The following is a 19703-nucleotide window of genomic DNA, read 5'->3' as shown; positions in this document are numbered from 1 at the left end:
GTTCAGCCCAGCTTCTCGTCGTCCCGGCGGCGACCGGTGACGTGTGCGCGCAGCTCCTCGCCGATGGCGTGCATGGCGTCGAGCACCGGCGCGCGCAGGTCGTCCTCGGAGTTCTTCCAGTTCGCCGCCACCGCATAGGCGACCGAAGCCGCAGGGCCGGTCAGGTGTCCGATGTCGATGCGGGCGAACGATGTGCTGCCCGTCTTGTGACGCAGCACCATGCCCTGATACTCCGGCTCGACATGCGCGAGCGGGTCGAGCAGCAACCCGTCCGCGACCATCGACGTGTCGGTGTCGGCGGCCAGCCAGTCCAGCACGCGCGCGCTCACCGCGGGCGACTCGACCTCCCCGGCGCCGAGCCTGCGCATCAGCTCCGCCAGCTCTTCAGCGGTGCCGTACGACGGGGTCCAGGGCAGATCGGGCGTGCGCTCGTTGCGGATGTAGTCATGCAGCGACGTGTCGGCGAACCCGAGACCGGGCGCCACGGCCCGCACCTCGTCGAGGCCGCAGAGCGCCAGCAGCGCGTTGGTCGCGAGATTGTCGCTGACGGCGCCGACGAGCAGCGCGGCGTCGTCGACCGTGACCCGCTGGTCGCGCATGCGGTACAGCAGGCCGGAGTCGGCGACACGATGCGCGTCGGGGATCTCGATGCGCTGGTCGGGGTCGAGCTCGCCGGCTTCGAGCCTGCGCGCCACGTCGATGAGCAGGAACACCTTGCCGACGCTCGCCGTCTCGCACTGCTGCTCGGGCGCGTGTTCGGCGAGAACACCGCCGTCGGCGGCATCCACGATCCTGATCGACCAGCGGACCCTCGGATCGAGCGCCGGCAGCGTCACTGCCGTCATAGCTCCACCCCCACGGTGAGTCGGGCCGGGCCGTCGAGCGGCGCGACCAGTGTGCCGTCGACGTTGAGCGGGATGCTGAGCGCCTCGGGATCGTGACCGAAGCCCTGCTCCCACAGCAGGGGCACCCCGAGCGGCGGCAGCATCTCGGTCATGAGCGCCCGCACCGCATCGAGCTCGCCGCACTTGTGCCACGAGCCCAGCACGACAGCCGATGCGGCGGACAGCCGCCCGGCACGGCCGAGCTGCACCAGGTAGCCGTCGAGGCGATAGGGCTCCTCGTCGATGTCTTCGAGGAAGAGGATGCCGGTCGGCAGAACCGTCGCCTCGACGGCGCCCATGGCGGCCGCCAGCAAGCTGAGGTTGCCGCCGGTGAACCGTCCTTCGGCCGTGCCCGGCACGAGCACCTCGGTACGCGCTCCCACGATCTCGCGCCCGCGCCAGGGCTCGAACAGCCAGCGACGGACGTCCTCCCTAATGAACTCGGAGTCGCGGAACACGTCGTTGCCGGGCATCGGGCAGAACAGGGTGGGAACGTCCAGATGCACCCGGAACGCCTCGTGCAGTGCGGTGATGTCGGACGAGCCGGCGAGCAGCTTGGGACGGCCGTCCCGGCGCAGCGCGGCAGCCCTCATGCTCTCCCAGTCGATGCCGTCGAGAAGCCGCATCGCGCCGTACCCGCCCCGCACACAGACGACAGCGGCGGTGTCGGGGTCCAGCCACGCGTCGACCAGATCCTGGCGACGGGCATCATCGTCGCCGGCGAGATACTTCGCGCGGGGATGCGGGTCGAGCACGTGATCGCCGACCACGACGTCGAGCCCCCAGTCGCGGTAGTACGCGACCGCGCGCTCGAGGCTCTCAGGATTGCCCGGACCGGACGGGGACACGAAGCGGACGCGGTCCCCCGGCTGCAGCGGTGCCGTGTCGAGATAGGCGAATCTGTCGATCGTCGCGAGCGAAGCGGTCACGTGAGCCGCCGTTCGATCGTGGGCGCCGCCGCCAGCAGGCGCCGCGTGTACTCGTGCTGGGGATCGAGGAGGACCTGCTCGGTCGTGCCGTACTCCACGAGCGCGCCCTCGTACATCACCGCGACGGTGTCGGCGATGTTCCAGGCGAGCCCCAGGTCGTGCGTGATCACGAGCGCACTCAGGTCGAGTCGATCGCGGAGCGACAGGATCAGCGCCAGGATCTCGCCTCGCACGGAGGCGTCCAGCGATGCGACCGGTTCGTCCGCGACCAGCAGCTGCGGCCCGACCGCGAGCGCACCGGCGATCACGGCGCGCTGGCGCTGTCCGCCCGAGAGCTCCTGCGGGATCGCGGTGAAGAACCGCTCCGGCGGCGTGAGCTCGGCGTCGGTCAGCCCCTGCGCCACGCGCTCCTGCTCGTCGCCCGGGTATCGCTGCACGCGCAACCCCTCGGCCACGGATTCGTAGATGCTGAGCTTCGGGTTCAGCGCAGCCGACGGATCCTGCAGCACCATCTGGACTTCGCTGCGGAACTCGCGCAGCGCGCGTCCCTTGCGGGGGATGTCTTTGCCGCGGAAGCGGATGACCGAGCCCTCGTCGGGATGCTGCAGGCCGACGATGGTCCGCGCCAGAGTGGTCTTGCCCGATCCCGACTGCCCGACGAGCGCGAGGATCTCGCCGCGCCGCAGCGTCAGGTCGACGTTCTTGACCGCGGCGACCGGCTTGCCGCGTCCGTGGTAGGTCACCGTCACGCCCTGCGCCTCCAGCAGCACGTCGCCCGTGAGGCTGCGGGTGCTCCGGTCCGCCGAGTCACCCCGACGCGTCACCGGATTCAGACGTGACGCCGGATCGCCGATGGTCGGGAACGCCTCCGCGAGCTGGCGCGTGTACGGATGCTGCGGGTCGGTGCACACCTCGTACGCGTCGCCGACTTCGAGCAGCTCGCCGTCGCGCATGATGGCGATCCGCTCGCACGCCGTGGCGAGCACGGACAGGTCATGGCTGATCATCATCATCGAGATCCCGCGCTCGGCTACGAGCATGCTGATCATGTCGAGGATCTGCTTCTGCACGATGACGTCGAGAGCCGTGGTCGGCTCGTCGGCGATGATGATGTCGGGCTCGCACGCGAGCGCCATCGCGATCATCACGCGCTGCTTCTGCCCGCCCGACAGCTCGTGCGGGTACGCATCGGCCTTGGCCGGGAGCAGGTCGACGTCCTGGAGCAGTTCGGCGACCCGGGCCTTGCGCGCCTTGTCGGTCTTCCAGCCGTCCGCGACATGCAGCTCGAGCGCTTCGAGGATCTGCTGCCCCACCGTGCGGACCGGGTTGAGCGAGTGCATCGCCCCCTGGAACACGATGGATGCCTCGGCCCAGCGCAGCGCGCGCAGCTCACCGAAACGCAGATCGGCCATGGCGGTATCGCCGATGAGCACGCGACCCTCGATCGTCGCGTTGGGCGGCAGCAGCCGCAGGACGCTCATGGCGAGCGTGGACTTGCCCGAACCGGACTCGCCCGCCACGCCCAGTGTCCCGCCGGCGGGGAGCTTGAGCGTGACGTTCTTGACGGCGGTGATCGCGCCCCGGTCGTTGCGACCGCTCGTGCGGTAGACGATCGAGACGTCGTCGAATGTCAGATCCGGCATCTCAGCGGCTCCTCAGCGTCGGGTTGACGATCGTTTCGACGGCCCGTCCGACGAGGGTGAACGCGAGGACGACGAGCACGATGGCGATGCCCGGGACGAGGACGTACCACCAGTACCCCGCGGTCGCGGCGGAGACGTCCATCGAGTTCTTCAGAACCGAGCCCCACGACTGCAGGGTCGCGTCTCCGAGTCCCAGGAACGACAGCGTGGACTCGGCGATGATCGCCGAGCCGACGGTCAGCGTCGTGTTCGCGAGCACCAGCGGCAGCACGGCGGGGAGCAGGTGCTTGACGATGATGTGCCAGTGCCCAGCGCCGAGCACGCGCGCGCGCTCGATGTACTCCCGCGACTCCACCGACAGCGTCTGTGCGCGCACCACGCGGGCGGTACCGGCCCACGACGTGAGCCCGATCGCGATGACGATGGTCCAGACGCCGCGCGAGAGCACGACCGAGAGCACGATCGCGAGGATCAGGGACGGCAGCACCAGGAAGAAGTCGATGATGCGCATCAACAGCCCGCCCGTCCAGCCGGTGAAGTGCCCGGCGGCGATGCCGACCACGGTCCCGATGATCATCGAGACGGCGGTGGCGGCGAAGCCGACCAGGAGCGACACGCGGGCACCCCAGATCATCCGCACCCACAGCTCCCGTCCCTGATCGTCGGTGCCGAGGGGATGCTCGAGCGAAGGAGGGGCGAAACGGGGCTGGTCGAGGAGCTTCGTGACATCCAGCATCCAGGCCGGAGCGATCACCGGGGCCAGCAGCGCCAGCGCGATGATCACGACCAGGAAGCCGAAGCCGATCATGCCCGCGCGACTGCGCGAGAACTCCCGGCAGAAGGCGCCGAACGCGCGCCGGCGGCGCGCCCACGCCATGCTGCGCGGCGACCGCACGGTGGTGCTGATGGAGCCGCTCATCCGCGCCTCACTCTCGGGTCGAGCCGTCGGTAGACGAAGTCCGCGACGAGGTTCGTGAAGATGATGATCGCGGAGAAGACCACGAAGGTCCCCTGCAGCAGCGGCAGGTCCGGGCCCTGAATGGCCTGGTACGTCAGCTTGCCCAGACCCGGCCAGGAGAAGACGGTCTCGACGGTCACCGCGCCGGCGACGAGTCCGCCGATGTGCAGGAACACCAGCGTCACCGTCGGCAGCAGCGCGTTGGGCACCGCGTGGCGTGTCCGGAGGTCGTCGTCCCTCAGGCCCTTCGCACGAGCCGTGATCAGGTAGTCCGCGCTCTTCTCCTCCATCACGGAGGCGCGCATCACCATGACGTACTGCGCGTACACGACGGCGACCATGGTCGTCACGGGCAGCACCATGTGCCAGACGACATCGAGCACCTTGCCCACCGCGTCGTCGGGCGGGTCGGGCGAGACCATGCCTCCGGTCGGGAACCAGTGCAGCGTTCCGCCGAAGACCATGAGCAGGATGAGGGCGAGCCAGAAGGTCGGGACCGACCACAGCACGAGCGACGTCCCGGTCGTGACGTTGTCGAACCGCGAGCCGGGCCGCCATCCCGCCTTCTGCCCGAGCCACAGACCGAGCGTGATCGCGATGACCGCAGACGTTCCCGTGAGCAGGATCGTGTTCCAGAAGTAGTCGCCGATGAGCGACGCGACGCTCTGCTTGTAGACGTAGCTCTCGCCGAAGTTGAGTGTGAAGACGTTGACGAGGTAGTCGCCGAACTGCTGCCAGAGCGGTTTGTCGAGACCGAGCTGCGCCCGGAGCTGCGCCATCTGCTCGGGCGACATGGGATGCTCTCGAGCGAGCTTGGCGACCGGGTCGCCCGGAAGGATCTTGAAGGCGAAGAACCCGAGGAGGATCACCATCGCGAGGCTGATGAAGGCCCCGCCGATCTTGCCGAGCGCGAACTTCAGCGCCGGGCTGCTGCGGACAGAGGCTTCGCCCTGCTCTTCGAGGATCACCGCCTCGGTGGGGGGGACTGTACTACTCATGCGCTTCTTCGCTGGTCATGGGATCGGATCATGCGGGCGTGCGTGCTGCGGTGGCCGCGGCGAGTCGCCGCGGCCACCGAAGGGATCACTCTACGTCAGCGCTCTTGCGCCGCCGGACCACGAAGTAGACGATCACGCCGATCACGATGACGGCGATCACGACACCCGTCACGATGAGGCCGACGTTGGGACCATCGGATGCCGCCGCGGCGCTGCCGCCGTCGGCGCTCACCGGCGCCACGTCCTTGAAGCCCCAGTACCCGGACTGGTTGGCGATGATGCCGCCGTCGGCGGGCATCATGCGGAAGTCCGTGAAGCGGTCGGAGCGATAGGCCTCGAGGCCGCTCGCGTACCAGTACGTGATCTGCGCCGTGTCGGTGAAGTTGAGCGCGAGCATGTCGTGCACGATCGCCTCACGCTTGGCCGGGTCGGTCTCGGTGCGCTGCTCCTGGTACATCTCGTCGAACTCGGCGTTGCACCAGCCGTCCTGGTTGGTGGCACCGGTGCCGTCGGTCTCGGTGGGAAGGGCCGCGCACGTGTTGATGCCCAGCTGGTAGTCCGGGTCCGGCCCGATGCTCCAGCCGCTCAGGTAGATGTCGTAGTCGCCGGAGACGGCCACGGCACTGATCGTGTCGGAGTCGGTCGAGACGATCTGCACGTCGATGCCGATCTCTTTCATCCACGGCTGGAAGTACTGCGCGATCGACTGCTCGGTGGGGTCGGAGGCATCCACCGTCAGGCGGATCGACAGCTTCTGGCCATCCTTGGTGCGGATGCCGTCCTCGCCGACGGTCCAGCCGGCGGCATCCAGCTTCTCCTGCGCCTTCTCGGGGTCGTAGGCGAGCTCCGTCACCGCGGGGTCGTCCGTCGGGAGAGTCCACTGCGGATACGAGGCCGGGATGAAGCTCGTGCCCGGGTCGCCGAGGCCGCCGAGGACCTTGTCCAGCAGCGTGGCGGTGTCGGTGCCGAGCCGGATGGCCTGGCGCACCTCGACGTCCTGCAGGGCGGGGTTGCCGGTGCCGAACGGACGCCCGTCGACCGTCTTGAGGCCGCTGTTGATGCTGAACGACGAGTAGCGGCGGCCGATGCCGGAGTGGACGGTGATGCCGTCGGCGCCCTTGAGCGCGTCGAACTGCGTCGGCGTCAGGCCTGAGACGAAGTCGACGTCACCCGAACGCAGCGCCTGCACCTGTGCATCGGAGTTCGTGTAGTAGACGTACTGGATCTTGTCGATCTTCGGCGCGCCGTCCCAGAAGGTCGGGTTCGCCTTGAGGGTGATGAACTGGTTCGCCTCGTAGCTCTCCAGCAGGAACGGGCCGGAGCCGACGACGTCCGTGTCGTTCGCATACTCGGCGGGGTTCGAGATCTCGGACCAGATGTGCTCCGGGACGATCGGGATCTCGATGGCCGGGTTCGGCGCCTGCGCCTCCTTGAGGTTGATGACGACGGTCTTGTCGTCGGGCGCGTCGACGCTGTCGAAGTTGGTGACCAGGTTGCCGTTGGCCACGCTGAGCTCCGGCACGCTCATCATCTGGTCGAACGTGTACTTCACGTCGGCGGAGGTGATGGGCTCGCCGTCCGACCACTCCAGGTCGTCCTGAAGCGTGAAGGTCCACGTCTTGCCGCCGTCGCTCACGTCCCAGTGGTCGGCGAGGCCCTTCGTCGGCGACCCGTCGACATCGCTGTTCTGAACGAGGTTCTCGTACATGTAGCGGATGAGGTTCGTCGGCAGCAGGTAGATCGACACGAACGGGTTGAAGGTGTCGACGAATCCGGCCGTCGCGATCCGCATGGTCTTGGCATCGTCGCCGGACGAGGGAGAATCGGACGGGTCCGCAGCGTGGACGCGGGTGGGAGCGGCGGCGTTCGCCGCGGCCGCCGGAGCCACGATGAGCGCAGCCGCGGCGACGAGTGACATCGCGCGGATCAGATGTTTGCGGTGCCGAGATCGCATGTGAGTCCTTCCATCGGGGCGAGGTCCGGAATCCGGACTTCAGGGGATGCAGCAATGCAACATCATGCTGAACCCTCGGTCAACGTATTTGTACCCGATCTTCATCAGACTGTAACTACCCGACGACGGGTGGACGCGTAGTCTGAGCACGGCTGGTGCGGAGCATTGTGTGCACAATGTGCACGCACAGGTCGGTGGTATCGGAGATTGGGCCACTAACCGAGAGTTGAACGGTACATTCCGCTCACCTCTCGGGCTCGACGATCAAATCTCTGGAAGTCGATGATCCGTAGCGGATCATCCCATCCGAATGGAGAACGCGTGTCTTCCGACCCTGTCGTCCCCCCGCAGCCGGCCGGCCGGGCCTGGCACACCCACCTGGTGCGCGCGGATGCGACGACGGGGTGGGAGGGTCCGCACTGGACGTCGGACGTGCTGGCGCCCGGGTTCGCGGCAGGCGTCCACCCCGATGAGGCGATCGCTTCGTGGAACCTCGCCCCCGGCGTCGGCGCCGACATCGAGATCCGGGCGCGCAGCGTCGACACCGGTTGGCACCCATGGCAGTGGCTCGCGCGATGGGGAGCGGTCGGCGATCGCCGCAGCGCGCCGACGGAGCACGCCGGTGATCGCAGCGCGCGACGGCGCCCGATCGTCGACACCGACATCCTGCGCTCCGCGGCGGGGGACCGGTGGGATGCCGTCCAGCTGCGCCTCACCCTCCACGACGAGTCGGCCGCACCTGCTCGTCCCCTCCGGCTCGCGACGGTGAGCTTCAGCGCGCCGGGCGCCCCTGTGGCCGACGAGCCGGGCCCTCCGACGACGCCGCATGCGGTCAGCGTGGCGCCCCTCTCGCAGCGCGCCTACCCGTCGCGCGAGGATCTCGGCGGCGGGGGGCCGGCGTGGTGCTCACCGACCTCCCTCACGATGGTGGCGTCGACGTGGGGTGTCGACATCCCCTCGGACGCGTCGGCGGAGACCCCCGCCGGCGCCGACCCGCGCGTGCCCTGGGTCGCCCGCGCGGTGTACGACTCGTCGTACGACGGCACAGGCAACTGGGCGTTCAACGTCGCGCTCGCCGGCGAGTGGGGCTTGCGCGCCGTCGTCACCCGCCTGCTGTCGCTGCACGACGCGCACCAGCTCACACGCTCCGGAATCCCGCTCGTCGCCTCGATCTCGTTCCGCGACGGCGAACTGCCGGGAGCCGACTACGCGACGGCGGGGCATCTTCTCGTGATCCGCGGGTTCGATGCGCGCGGGAACGTGCTGGTCGCCGACCCGGCGAGCCCGGGCGGCGCGGCGGGACTTCGCACCTATCCGCGGGACGCATTCGACAGGGCGTGGTCCCGCAGCCGCCGCACGGTCTATCTGATCAGCCCGAGCGGGCGGACCCTTCCGCCGCACGATGGGGCGGCCGCGTGGTGAACACGTCGAGCCCGCGGCCGGCTGAGCCCGCCGGGCGCTCCAGGTCAGTCGGGCACGGCGGCGAGCACAGCCTCCAGGAGGCCGATGCGCTCGCCCAGCGAAGTCAGCGAGATGTGCTCCGTGACGGCGTGCGCGCCGCCGCCGCTCGGTCCGAAGCCGTCGACCGTCGGGATGCCGAGGCTTCCGAGCAGATTGGTGTCGCCCGCCCCGCTGGCGGGCCGCGCGTCGACCTCCTGGCCGATCCCTCTGCCGATGTCCGCGATCGCAGCCACAAGCTCCTGATCGCGCACGGACGCAGCCCACGCGGGCCGGCTGCTGAGGATGCCGGTCTTGACGACCGCGCCGGGACGCAGCGGCGTCAGCGCGTCGAGCGCGGCCAGCACGCGGCGCTCGGCGACGGCATCCACGAATCTGAGCCCGATCTCGGCGTGCGCCCCCGCCGGCACGACGTTGGCGCGGTCGCCTCCGGCGATCGTGCCGACGTTGCAGAGCACCTCGGAGGGCAGGGCGGGGTCCGTGACGACGCTGCGCACGCGCAGCAGCTGGTCGACGAGCTCATCGATCGCAGAGACACCGGCGCCCGGGTCGAGCGCGGCGTGCGATGCGCGCCCCTGCACCTCCAGCCGCAGACGGGTGCTGCCGCGACGGCCGACCTTCAGAGCACCGTCCGGATGCGGGGACTCGAAGCCGATCGCACCCGACACGCCCTCGGCGCAGCGTCGCAGCAGCGCCTGCGTCGTCGGCGAGCCGATCTCCTCGTCGCACACGATGACGGCACGGACGGCGCGATGGCGCCTGCCGCGGAGGCGCTCCACCGCCGCGATCATGACGAGCAGCCCGCTCTTCATGTCGTAGACGCCGGGACCGCGAACGGTGTCGCCGTCGATCGACCACGGCACGTCGCCGTCGAGGGCGCCCCGCGCCCAGACGGTGTCGGAATGGCCGACGAGCAGCAGCGGGTCGCCCTCGCCGGCGACCTCGGCGACGAGGCTCGTGCCGGCATCCGTGCTCTCGAACCGCACGGTCGCACCGGCGTCCTGCCACCACTGCGCGAGCTGATCCGCCATGCGCTCGCTGGCGGCCGTGTCGCGCGACGGGGACTCGATGCGCACGAGCCGTTCCAGACGCCGCAGGAGGTCGCCGGGCGCGCCGCCTCGAATGACTGTCATGTTGCCTCCCCGTCTCTTTTGAATCATATCTATTCCTTGATCCGGGTCGATGTGTGCGTTATTTTCGGTAACCGACTGCCTCGCGCGCAAACATAGGATTCGTATCATGGCGCACATGTTCCCCTCGTCGCTTCGGGCCGAGACGCTCACCTCTGGTGAGCAGTTCGGTGCCGCCGCGGATCTGTACACACGCGTGTTCGGCTATGAACGTCCGGAGTTCTCGCTCAACCCGAACCTTCTCAGCGCCCTGGCTCGCAACGGCGGATCCGCCGTCGGCGTCTACACGACCGAGGACGAACTCATCGGCTTCGCCTACGGATTCGCCGGACGAGACCGCGACGGCCGCGAGTTCCACTACTCGCAGGCGGCCGTCGTCGACACGGCCTACCAGGACGCAGGCGTCGGCCGTCTCGCCAAGGAGCACCAGCGCACCGTCGCCCTCGGGTGGGGCCACCGCACGATGCGCTGGACGTTCGACCCTGTGCTGGCACGCAACGCGCATTTCAACTTCACCTCGCTGCGCAGCGAAGGCGTGGGATTCGTTCCCGACTACTACGGCCGCCCCGGCACCGATCGCGTCGTGGTCGAGTGGAGGCTCGAGCGCGAAGACGACCCGTTCGACGACCTGCGGCGCGCGCAGCCGCCCGCCCTCGGTCGTGCCGACTGGGGGCGCGTCACGCACACCACCGTGGCGCGGCCGGACGGTGTGATGCAGGATGCCGCCTGGCTGGCGGTTCCGGCCCAGGCTGCACCCCTCACGAACGACGAGGAGCAGACCGCACGCGACCCGCTCCGCGCCCGCCTACGAGAGGCGCTCACGGGACTCGCCGATGAGCATCGGGTGCTCGTGGCATGCACGCGGATCGACACGTCGACGGCCGCCTATCTGGCCGTCGGACGCCCCGACGAGGAGGAAGCTCGATGACGACCGACGACTTCGACGAGGGCGAGCGCGAGCGCGATCGTTCGCTGGTCTCGCCGGGCGAACGCTACGGCGACCGCTTCCGCATGAACATCTCGGCGGAGCAGCTGCAGGCCCGCGTCATCGAGGCCGAGACCCGCGCACTTGCCCGCACCTTCGAGGAGCTCGGCCGCAGCGGCGACGTCCCTCGTGCTGCCGCACTGATCCTCGGTGCGCGCCGTCGGTACATCACCGGGCGCGGCAAGGCGGCGGCGTATGCGGAACTGCTCGGCGCCGACCTCGGCGCCACGCTGTCCAACGTCTTCCTCGTCGACGGCAGGGCGCTGACCCCGCTGACCGTGCTCACCGACGTGCGGGCATCCGACGTGCTGGTCGCCTTCACCATGCGTCGCTATCGCGAAGAGACCGTGCGGTTCGGCGAGCTGTTCCACGAGGCCGGCGGGAAGGTGCTGCTCATCACCGACAGCGCAGAGGCACCGCTCACCGACATCGCGACGACCGTGATCCACGTGCACACCCGCTCCGCGTCGTACGCGGACTCCCCCACCGCGGTCGCCGCCGCGTGCCATCTGCTCAGCACACTGACGACGGCCAGCGCCAAGGGCGCGCGCCGGCGCCTCACCGTCCGTGACGAACTCGCGTCGGCGCTGCACCTCTACCGACCCGAGTCCGACAAGGAGCGCCTGGCGTGAGAATCGACCGTGTGCGCCTCTTCGAGGTGAATCTTCCCCTCGTGCACAGCTTCGAGACCAGTTCGCACCGCAAGACGGGGCTGACCCACGTGCTGGTCGAAGCCACCGATGCCGAGGGGCGGGTGGGGTGGGGCGAGATCGCCTCCCCTGCCGACCCGTTCTACGGTCCCGAGACGACGGTGACGGCGTGGGCGATCGCCGAGCGCTATCTCGTTCCGGCCGTCATCGGCGCGGAGTGGGAGATCCCCGAGCAGCTCGAGGCGGGGTGGCATCGCATCCGCGGCCACGAGTTCTCGAAGGCGGGCTTCTCGATCGCCGCGTGGGACCTGTACTCCCGGGCGGCCGGCTCCTCGCTGTCGAGCGCTCTGGGCGGCACGCGCACCGACGTCGTCGCGGGAGTCTCGCTCGGGATCGAGCCCACCCTCGACCAGCTGCTCGCCCAGGTCGCCCGGCAGGTCGACGCCGGCTACGCGCGCGTCAAGCTCAAGATCGCGCCCGGCTGGGATGTCGAACCCGTGCGGGCGGTGCGCTCGGCGTACCCCGATCTCGATCTGCACGTGGACGCCAACGGCGCCTACGCCGATTCGGAGGAGACCTCCGCGGTGATGCGAGCGCTCGACGCGCACGGTCTCACGATGATCGAGCAGCCCTACGCGCCGCGCGAGTTCGTGGCGCACGCTCGGCTGCAGGCGACGCTCTCCACGCCGATCTGCCTGGACGAGTCGATCGTCGACATCGCCGACCTCCAGACCATGCTGACGCTCGATGCCGGTCGCGTCCTGAACATCAAGGTCTCTCGCATGGGCGGCCTCACCACCGCCCGCCGCGCCCACGACGTCGCCCAGGATGCGGGCATTCCGGTCTGGTGCGGCGGGATGCACGAGTTCGGCGTCGGAAGAGCCGCCAACGTCGCGCTGTCGTCGCTTCCGAACTTCACGCTCCCCTCGGATGTCTCGGGCTCCGACAAGTACTACTCGCGCGATGTCGTCGTACCGCCGGTCATCGCCCGCCAGGGCGTCGTGCAGGTGGCCACCTCGCCGGGGCTCGGACACGAGGTCGACGTGGAATGGGTGCGCAGCAACGCGTCGCGCACCCTCGACACCCTGACTGCCGCTGACGCGGCCGCGGCCCGCTGACCCGAAAGGACGCCGTGCTCCCCCTGACCCTCCACCGCCTCGACCTCGCATCGGACGCCGATCCCGCCGACTGTCTGACCCGTGTCGAGCCGCGACACGGCCTGCTGACCGCCACCGATCTGTCGGCGACGCGCGGCGACGGCATCTTCGAGACCGTCGTCGTGGTCGACGGCGTGCCGCAGGCGCTCGCGGCGCATCTGGACCGCTTCGAGCGGTCGGCGGCGATGCTCGATCTTCCCGCCCCGCGGCGCGACCTGTGGTTGAGCGCGGTCGCCGCGGCAGCCGAGGCGCTGCACGAGCACACGCGCCGCGGCGCGGTGAAGTTCGTGATGTCGCGCGGCGATGAAGCGGCCGGCGACGCGCCGACCGGCTGGGCGCTCGGCTTCGCCCCCGACAGCCGACCCGCGTCGGGTGCGCCGGAGCTCGACGTGGTGCTCCTGGACCGCGGCTACCGTCACGATGTCGCCCAGACCTCCCCCTGGCTGCTGCAGGGCGCCAAGACGCTCTCGTACGCCGTCAACATGGCGGCGCTGCGGGAGGCGCGCCGCCGCGGGGCGCAGGACGTGATCTTCACGAGCATCGACGGCTTCATCCTCGAGGGCCCCAACGCCACCGTCATCGCGCGTATCGACGGGGTCTACGTGACCCCTCCCGTGGAGCTCGGCCTGTTGCCGGGCACGACCCAGAGCGACGCGTTCGCGGCACTGGAGAGCTGGGGCGACTCGGTCGCGACACGTCGGATCGACGTCGCCGAGCTTCGCCGCGCCGACGCGGTCTGGCTCTGCTCCAGTACCCGCGGCGTCGCCCCGGTACGGTCGCTGGACGGCGAGCCGCTCACCGTCGACGATCGTATGAGCGACCGTCTCAATCACGCACTGGACGCACGGAAGGCCTAGCACCATGATCCCCGTCGTCGACGGCCACAACGATCTCGCCTGGGAACGCCGCGAGCGGTTCGGCTACACCACGGACGGGCTCGACGCGGTGGTGCCCGGTCTCCACACCGATCTTCCACGCATGGCGGCCGGCGGTGTCGGCGGCCAGTTCTGGTCGGTGTGGGTCGATCCGGTCCTCACGGGCGCGGAGCAGGTGACGGCGACGCTCGAGCAGATCGACTTCGTCCATCGCCTCGTGGCCGCCTATCCGGACCGGCTGAGGTTCGCCCGTACCGCCGAGGACGTGCGGGAGTCGATGCAGGCGGGCCGCATCGCCTCCTTGATCGGCGTGGAGGGCGGCGCGCAGCTGGGCGGCTCGCTCGCGGTGCTGCGTCAGTACGCCCGCCTGGGCGCGCGCTACCTCACACTGACCTGGTCGCGCACCATCGACTGGGCCGACTCGGCGACCGACGACGCCCGCCACGGCGGGCTCACCGCGTTCGGCCGCGACGTGGTGCGCGAATTGAACCGGATCGGAGTGCTGGTCGATCTCGCCCACGTCTCGCCGCAGACGATGCGCGATGCGCTGGCCGTCAGCTCGCGACCGGTCATCGTCAGTCACTCCGCGGCCTTCGCCCTGTGCGCGCATCCACGCAACGTGCCGGATGACGTGCTCCGGACGATCGGCGAGCGGGGCGGCGTGGTCATGGTCGCCTTCGTGCCGTCGTTCCTGTCTCCTGCCCGACACGCGTGGGTGCAGAACGGTGAGCAGGGCGAGGCCCCGCCGGTGGGCATCCCGGACCTCGCCGATCACATCGAGCACGTGAGGGATGTCGCCGGCGTGCACGCCGTGGGGCTGGGCGCCGACTACGACGGCACCGATGCGATGCCCGTGGGGCTGGAGGACGTCTCGCACTATCAGGACCTGTTCGACGAGCTCCGCGGCCGCGGCTGGTCGGAGTCGGACCTCCACCGTCTCGGGCATGCCAACGTGCTCCGCGTCCTCGAGGCCTCCGACGAGGACCACCTCGCGTTCCTGGCCGGGACCGCTCCGCTGCCGGCTCCGGCGGCGGTGACTCCCGCAGTGGATGCCGCCGCCCGCCCCGCGCGCGGGCCCCAGGAGCGCCCCCGCGTCCTGGTCGTCGTCAACGCCGAGACGTCGGGACCGCGGCGGCTGGGCACATGGCTGGAGGACGAGGGCATCGCGGTCGACGCCGTGCTGGGCGCGCACGGACTGCCTCAGAACCTCGACGGCTACGCCGGGCTGGCGATGCTCGGCGGCGGACTGATGCCTGATGACGACGAGAGCGCGCCGTGGCTGGCGCAGGAGCGGGTGCTCGCGCAGGCGGCCATCGATGCCGATCTGCCGACCCTGGGCATCTGCCTCGGCGGGCAGCTGCTCGCGCACGTCGCCGGCGGAGAGGTACGGGCGAACTTCGGCCCCAAGGAGCGAGGCGCCACGCTCATCACGCCGTCGGACGCCGGTCGCGTGGATCCCCTCACGACGGCCCTGGGTGACGGCGCCCCGATGATCGAGAACCACCAGGACATGATCACGGCGTTGCCACCGGATGCCGTCCTGCTCGCGTCGAGCGCCGCCGTCCCCCACCAGGCGTTCCGGCTCGGCGAGCGCGTCTACGGCGTGCAGTTCCACCCCGAGGTGTGCGCCGAGGATCTGGCGCGGTGGCGGGAGCCGGTCTCGCCCGGCCCGGGTGATCGGCCGGTCGCAGAGCTGGTCGCCGAGGCGCGCGGTGTGGACGAGCAGAACACGCGTTCGGCCCGGGCGTTCGTCGCCGGCTTCGCGGAGCACGTGCGGTCGTTCGCCGCGGAGCGGCGGCCGGTGTGAGCGCCACGACCGCCCAGACCGGCACCGGTGCGCTGGCCCGCCACGCGCGCGACGCCCTGGACGAGCGACTCGACGACGCGACGCTGCGGCGGGCGCCGGCATCCGTCGCCGCGGTCGTGGAGAGCGGCCGAGTGGTCGCGGTGGCCGCGCACGGCGACCCGCGCCGGGACAGCTCGCCCACCCGGCGGGGCACCGTGTTCCGGATCGCGTCGATGTCGAAGAGCTTCCTGGCCGCCACGGCTCTCTCGCTGCGCGACGAGGGACTGCTCGACCTCCACGCGCCCGCCGCCGACTACGTGCCTGAACTGGCGGGCACGCGCTTCGGCGATCACGACGCGCGGCTCACCCTCGACGCGCTGCTGTCGAATCGGGGCGGCCTTGCCGAAGACAACCCGTGGGGCGACGAGAACCTCGGCTCCTCGCGGACCGAGATGGCCGCGCTCGTTGCGGCGGGAGTGCCGCTGGCCGCGCAGCCGGCGACCGAGTACCACTACTCCAATCTGGGCATCTCGTTCGTCGGCCGCGCGATCGAGGCCGTCACCGGCCGCGACGTCGAAGACGTCGTGCGCGAACGCGTGCTCAACCCCCTCGGTCTGCGTGACACCCGCCCCGACGCACGGCTCTACGGCGACGATGACGACCTTGCCGCGGGCTTCCGCACGTTCGACGACGGACTCACGTTCACCCCCGAACCGTACGTCGGCTCCGGTGCGCTGGCATGCATCGGCAGCCTCTTCAGCACCGTCGACGACGTCGCGACCTGGATGCACTTCCTCGGCTCGGCATTCGACGACGCGCCGGCGGACGGGCACGTGCTGGCCGCGGCATCCCGTCGCGAGATGCAGACGGTCCGCACGCTCATCCCGACGAGCGAGCGGTCGTCACCCGCCCGAGAGCTCGAGGGCGCGGGATACGGGTACGGACTCGTCGTCGAGCACGACCGCAGATTCGGTCGCGTCGTGCTGCACGCCGGGGGCCTTCCCGGGTTCTCGTCCCACATGCGGTGGCACCCCGCCGCCGGCATCGGCGTCGTCGTCTTCGGCAACTCCGACGCGTTCGGCGCCGGGGCCATCGCCGGCGACGTGCTGCACGGCGTCCTCACCCGTGCCGACGCCCCCGCCGCGATCGTGCGGCCGTGGGCGGCGACCCTCGCCGCAGCCGCCCGGCTCGACGCGGTCCTGACGGAGGGCCGGCCGCTGTCGGCGGCGTCGGAGCTGCTCGCCCGCAACGTCCTGCGCGACGTCCCCGACGAGGTGCGGTCGCGGCACATCTCGCAGGCGCTCGCCGAGGCAGGACCAGTGCGAACCGATGCCGCACCCTTCGCGGAACGCGTACTCTCGGCGTCGGACCGCTCCACGTTGCGATGGGTGGTTCCGTGCGAGAGCGGGGCACTCGTGTGCGACCTGCGCATGATCGGTCTTCGAGAGCCGCTCGTGCAGGAGTTCACGGTGCAGGTCGCCGACGCGGCCGGCGTGAAGCCGCGGGGCGAGACCCCCCGCGCCACCGACCACTACCGCGTCGCGCCGTGATGGGCCGACACCTCGCCTGATGACGCGCCCCCACCCCCGACCGATCTGCGAGAGATGCTGATGGCAACGACGCTGTACCGCCACCCCAGAATCCACTTCCTCGACGGCCATGGCACCATCGCGCAGGAGATGCTCGTCGTCGACGGCGTGATCACCGCGATCGGCGGAGCGGATGCCGTAGGCAGCGGCGCACCGGCCGGCACCGTCGTGCGCGACCTGCCGGGCGAGTCCGTGGTCGCCGGATTCCACGACGCGCACATCCACACCGCGAGCCTGGCGCGCAGTCTCGACGAGCTCGACGTGCGCGACGCCGGCAGCCTCACCGACGCACTCGCCCGCATCGACGCGCACGTGCGCGCGCTGCCGGGCGACGGCTGGGTCGTCGGCGGGCGATGGGACGCGAACGCCTGGTCTGACGGGCAGCCCACCCGCGCCGCGCTCGACGCCGTGGCGCCGCACCGACCGGTGTGCCTGTCGAGCGTGGACGGCCATTCGGCATGGGCGAACGCCGAGGCCCTGCGCCGCGCGGGCATCGACGACGGCACTCCGGACCCGATCGGCGGACGCATCGAGCGCGATACGGCCGGCAGCCCGACGGGGCTCCTTCGCGAGACGGCGGTCGGCGCAGTCCTCGCCCACGCCGAGCGCGTATCCCCCGTGGACTTGGCCGAGCTGCTGGAACGCACGCAGCAGGTGCTGCTGTCGCAGGGCGTCACGCACGTCACGGACTTCGACGGCGAGGACGCGCGGGACGCCTACCTGCGACTGAAGGATGCCGGCCGACTGCGGTTGCGAGTGCACAAGGGCACGCCCGCCGACGCGCTGGAGGAGGCCATCGCGTCGGGCCGCCGCACCGGCGCCGGCGACGACTGGTTCACCGACGGGCCGGTCAAGCTGTTCGCGGACGGCGCGCTCGGCTCGCACACGGCGCACATGGGCGAGGACTTCGCCGGAGAGCCGGGCAATCACGGCATCGAGGTGCTCCATCCCGAGGAACTCGCCCGCCTCGTCACGGTGGCCGTCGGCGCCGGCATCGGCGTGGCCACGCACGCGATCGGCGACAGGGCGAACGCCCTCGTGCTCGACGCGTACGCCCGCGCCCACGTCGTAGCGCAGCGCGCCGGTCTGCGGTTGCGGGTCGAGCATGCGCAGCACCTCTCCCCCGCCGACGCCGCACGGTTCGCGCGACTCGGCGTGATCGCCTCACAGCAGCCCACCCACTGGGCGAGCGACATCCCCCTCGTCTCGCGGCTGCTGCACGGCCGCGATCTCGACAGCTACGCGTGGGCCGCACTGCGCGACGCCGGCGCGGTCGTCGCCTTCGGCTCCGATGCCCCGGTCGAGCCGTCCGCGCCGCTGCGCGGCATCCGCGATGCTCTCGTGCGCAGCACAGCCGCCTCGCCGATCGGCCCGGAACGCGGAGTGCGCCCCCTGCGGACCGAAGAGGCGCTGCTCGCCTACACCGCGGCCCCGGCCTACGCGGCAGGGCTCGACGACCGCCTCGGACGCCTCGCCGTCGGCATGCTCGCCGACTTCGTCGTGCTCGACGGCGATCCGTTCCGCACCGATCCGGCCGACATCGTGGGCATCCGCCCCCTCGCGACCGTCGTCGGCGGGGTGCCGGCCTTCGGCTCTGTCGAGCGGTGACGTGGACGAGGAGAGCCGGCGATTCCCGAGAACCACCGCATGAGATACCTGGAGAGCGTGTGCCGATGACCCCCGACGAGCCCCGCTCACGTCTGGCCGACCTCGGAGTCGGGCCGGGCGCGTTCACCCGAGGTCGGCACAACGCGATCACAGACGTTTCCGGCGTGCTCGTGGGCCACTCCACGGTGCACACCGATCGGCTCCACACCGGAGTGACCGCGATCGTCCCCGCCGAGCTGGGCGCCGAACGGCGCTGGCTGCCGGCGGGACTGGCCGTCGGAAACGGCTACGGAAAGCTCGTCGGAGCCACCCAGCTTCAGGAGCTCGGCGCGGTCGAGACGCCCGTGCTGCTGACGAGCACGCTGTCGGTGTACCGCGTCGCCGACGCACTGCTGGGGCACATGCTCGAGCAGCCGGGCTACGAGCGGACCACCACGCTCAATCCGGTCGTGGGCGAGACCAACGACGGCTTCCTGTCCGACATCCGCTCCCGTCCGCTCGGCGACGCGCATGTCAGCGAGGCCTTGACGGCGGCCGCCGGTGGCCGCGTCGCCGAGGGCAGTGTCGGCGCGGGCGCCGGAACGGTGGCCCTCGGGTTCAAGGGCGGCATCGGCACGTCGTCCCGTGAGGTGCCCGTGGGCGACGGCAGGTACACGATCGGCGCGCTCGTGCAGTCGAACTTCAGCGGCACACTGTCGATCGCCGGCGTGCCCATGCCCGCAGACGAGCTCGTCTCCGCGCCGCCGGCCGAGACCGTCGGCAACTCGTGCATGATCGTCGTGGCGACGGATGCGCCCCTCGACGCGCGGCAGCTCACGCGCTGCGCGCGCCGCGCCATCTTCGCGCTGCGCGGGGTCGGTTCGGACTTCTCCCAGGGCAGCGGCGACTACGCGATCGCCTTCTCGGTCGGAAACGGAATGCCGCCCGCCGATGCCACGCTCTCGCCGCTCCTGCACGCGACGCTGGATGCCGTCGAGGAGGCACTGATCAACTCGATCCTGATGGCGACCACGCAGGTGCACGCCGACGGGAACCGCGCGCACGCGATTCCTCTCGCCGCCGTCCACTCACGGCTGGCGGCGGCCGGAGTGATCTGACG

At 70.6% G+C, this 19703-nt stretch carries 16 protein-coding genes; 9 read left to right on the top strand and 7 right to left on the bottom strand.

Annotation, left to right across the window (positions count from 1 at the left end):
- Positions 1–2 precede the first annotated feature (2 nt).
- The 6 genes from NCG93_RS16690 to NCG93_RS16665 form a co-directional block, all read right to left on the bottom strand.
- Entirely contained in the window at positions 3–845 is an 843-nt protein-coding gene (locus NCG93_RS16690) for a serine hydrolase (RefSeq protein WP_194412877.1), read from the bottom strand.
- Positions 842–1813, bottom strand: coding sequence for a S66 peptidase family protein (locus NCG93_RS16685; protein ID WP_194412876.1), 972 nt, complete (start codon positions 1811–1813; stop codon positions 842–844). The genes NCG93_RS16690 and NCG93_RS16685 overlap by 4 nt, the downstream gene beginning before the upstream one ends.
- Positions 1810–3456, bottom strand: coding sequence for an ATP-binding cassette domain-containing protein (locus NCG93_RS16680; protein ID WP_194412875.1), 1647 nt, complete (start codon positions 3454–3456; stop codon positions 1810–1812). Before NCG93_RS16680 ends, NCG93_RS16685 begins: the two co-directional genes overlap by 4 nt.
- A gap of 1 nt (position 3457) precedes the next feature.
- Complete coding sequence (locus tag NCG93_RS16675; protein WP_194412874.1) at positions 3458–4375, bottom strand: ABC transporter permease; 918 nt, start codon at positions 4373–4375, stop codon at positions 3458–3460.
- Positions 4372–5412, bottom strand: a complete 1041-nt coding sequence (locus tag NCG93_RS16670; protein ID WP_194412873.1) for an ABC transporter permease — start codon at positions 5410–5412, stop codon at positions 4372–4374. Before NCG93_RS16670 ends, NCG93_RS16675 begins: the two co-directional genes overlap by 4 nt.
- Positions 5413–5497: 85 nt before the next feature.
- A complete protein-coding gene (locus NCG93_RS16665) occupies positions 5498–7330 on the bottom strand; it encodes an ABC transporter substrate-binding protein (RefSeq protein WP_241741584.1) in 1833 nt (610 codons plus the stop codon).
- Between the two features lie 357 nt (positions 7331–7687).
- Here NCG93_RS16665 and NCG93_RS16660 point away from each other — a divergent pair, with 357 nt between their 5' ends.
- Complete coding sequence (locus NCG93_RS16660; protein ID WP_194412871.1) at positions 7688–8788, top strand: C39 family peptidase; 1101 nt, start codon at positions 7688–7690, stop codon at positions 8786–8788.
- Positions 8789–8832: 44 nt separating this feature from the next.
- Here the strand turns inward: NCG93_RS16660 and NCG93_RS16655 are convergent, their stop codons facing one another.
- Positions 8833–9957 carry a M20/M25/M40 family metallo-hydrolase gene (locus NCG93_RS16655; RefSeq protein ID WP_194412870.1) on the bottom strand — a complete coding sequence of 375 codons (1125 nt, stop codon included), beginning with the start codon at positions 9955–9957 and terminating at the stop codon, positions 8833–8835.
- Positions 9958–10063: 106 nt separating this feature from the next.
- On the opposite strand from NCG93_RS16655, the gene NCG93_RS16650 reads away from it, so the two are divergent.
- The 8 genes from NCG93_RS16650 (at position 10064) to NCG93_RS16610 (ending at position 19701) form a co-directional block, all read left to right on the top strand.
- Positions 10064–10882, top strand: coding sequence for a hypothetical protein (locus NCG93_RS16650; protein ID WP_194412869.1), 819 nt, complete (start codon positions 10064–10066; stop codon positions 10880–10882).
- Positions 10879–11571 carry a MurR/RpiR family transcriptional regulator gene (locus NCG93_RS16645; protein ID WP_194412868.1) on the top strand — a complete coding sequence of 231 codons (693 nt, stop codon included), beginning with the start codon at positions 10879–10881 and terminating at the stop codon, positions 11569–11571. The genes NCG93_RS16650 and NCG93_RS16645 overlap by 4 nt, the downstream gene beginning before the upstream one ends.
- Complete coding sequence (gene menC, locus NCG93_RS16640; RefSeq protein WP_194412867.1) at positions 11568–12707, top strand: o-succinylbenzoate synthase; 1140 nt, start codon at positions 11568–11570, stop codon at positions 12705–12707. Before NCG93_RS16645 ends, menC begins: the two co-directional genes overlap by 4 nt.
- 14 nt (positions 12708–12721) lie before the next feature.
- Complete coding sequence (locus NCG93_RS16635) at positions 12722–13603, top strand: aminodeoxychorismate lyase (protein WP_194412866.1); 882 nt, start codon at positions 12722–12724, stop codon at positions 13601–13603.
- Between the two features lie 4 nt (positions 13604–13607).
- Positions 13608–15428: a membrane dipeptidase gene (locus NCG93_RS20410; RefSeq protein ID WP_194412865.1), complete on the top strand. Its 1821-nt coding sequence runs from the start codon at positions 13608–13610 to the stop codon at positions 15426–15428.
- Positions 15425–16957 (top strand): serine hydrolase domain-containing protein, encoded by a 1533-nt coding sequence (locus tag NCG93_RS16620; RefSeq protein WP_194412864.1) that lies wholly within the window; start codon positions 15425–15427, stop codon positions 16955–16957. The genes NCG93_RS20410 and NCG93_RS16620 overlap by 4 nt, the downstream gene beginning before the upstream one ends.
- A gap of 60 nt (positions 16958–17017) precedes the next feature.
- On the top strand, positions 17018–18604 hold the full coding sequence (locus tag NCG93_RS16615) for an amidohydrolase (protein WP_241741582.1): 1587 nt from the start codon (positions 17018–17020) through the stop codon (positions 18602–18604).
- Positions 18605–18669: 65 nt separating this feature from the next.
- Entirely contained in the window at positions 18670–19701 is a 1032-nt protein-coding gene (locus NCG93_RS16610) for a P1 family peptidase (protein ID WP_194412862.1), read from the top strand.
- The last annotated feature ends 2 nt before the right edge of the window (positions 19702–19703 follow it).

The organism is Microbacterium yannicii (assembly GCF_024055635.1).
Classification (GTDB): Bacteria; Actinomycetota; Actinomycetes; order Actinomycetales; family Microbacteriaceae; genus Microbacterium; species Microbacterium yannicii.
This window is presented reverse-complemented; position numbering and strand designations above follow the sequence as displayed.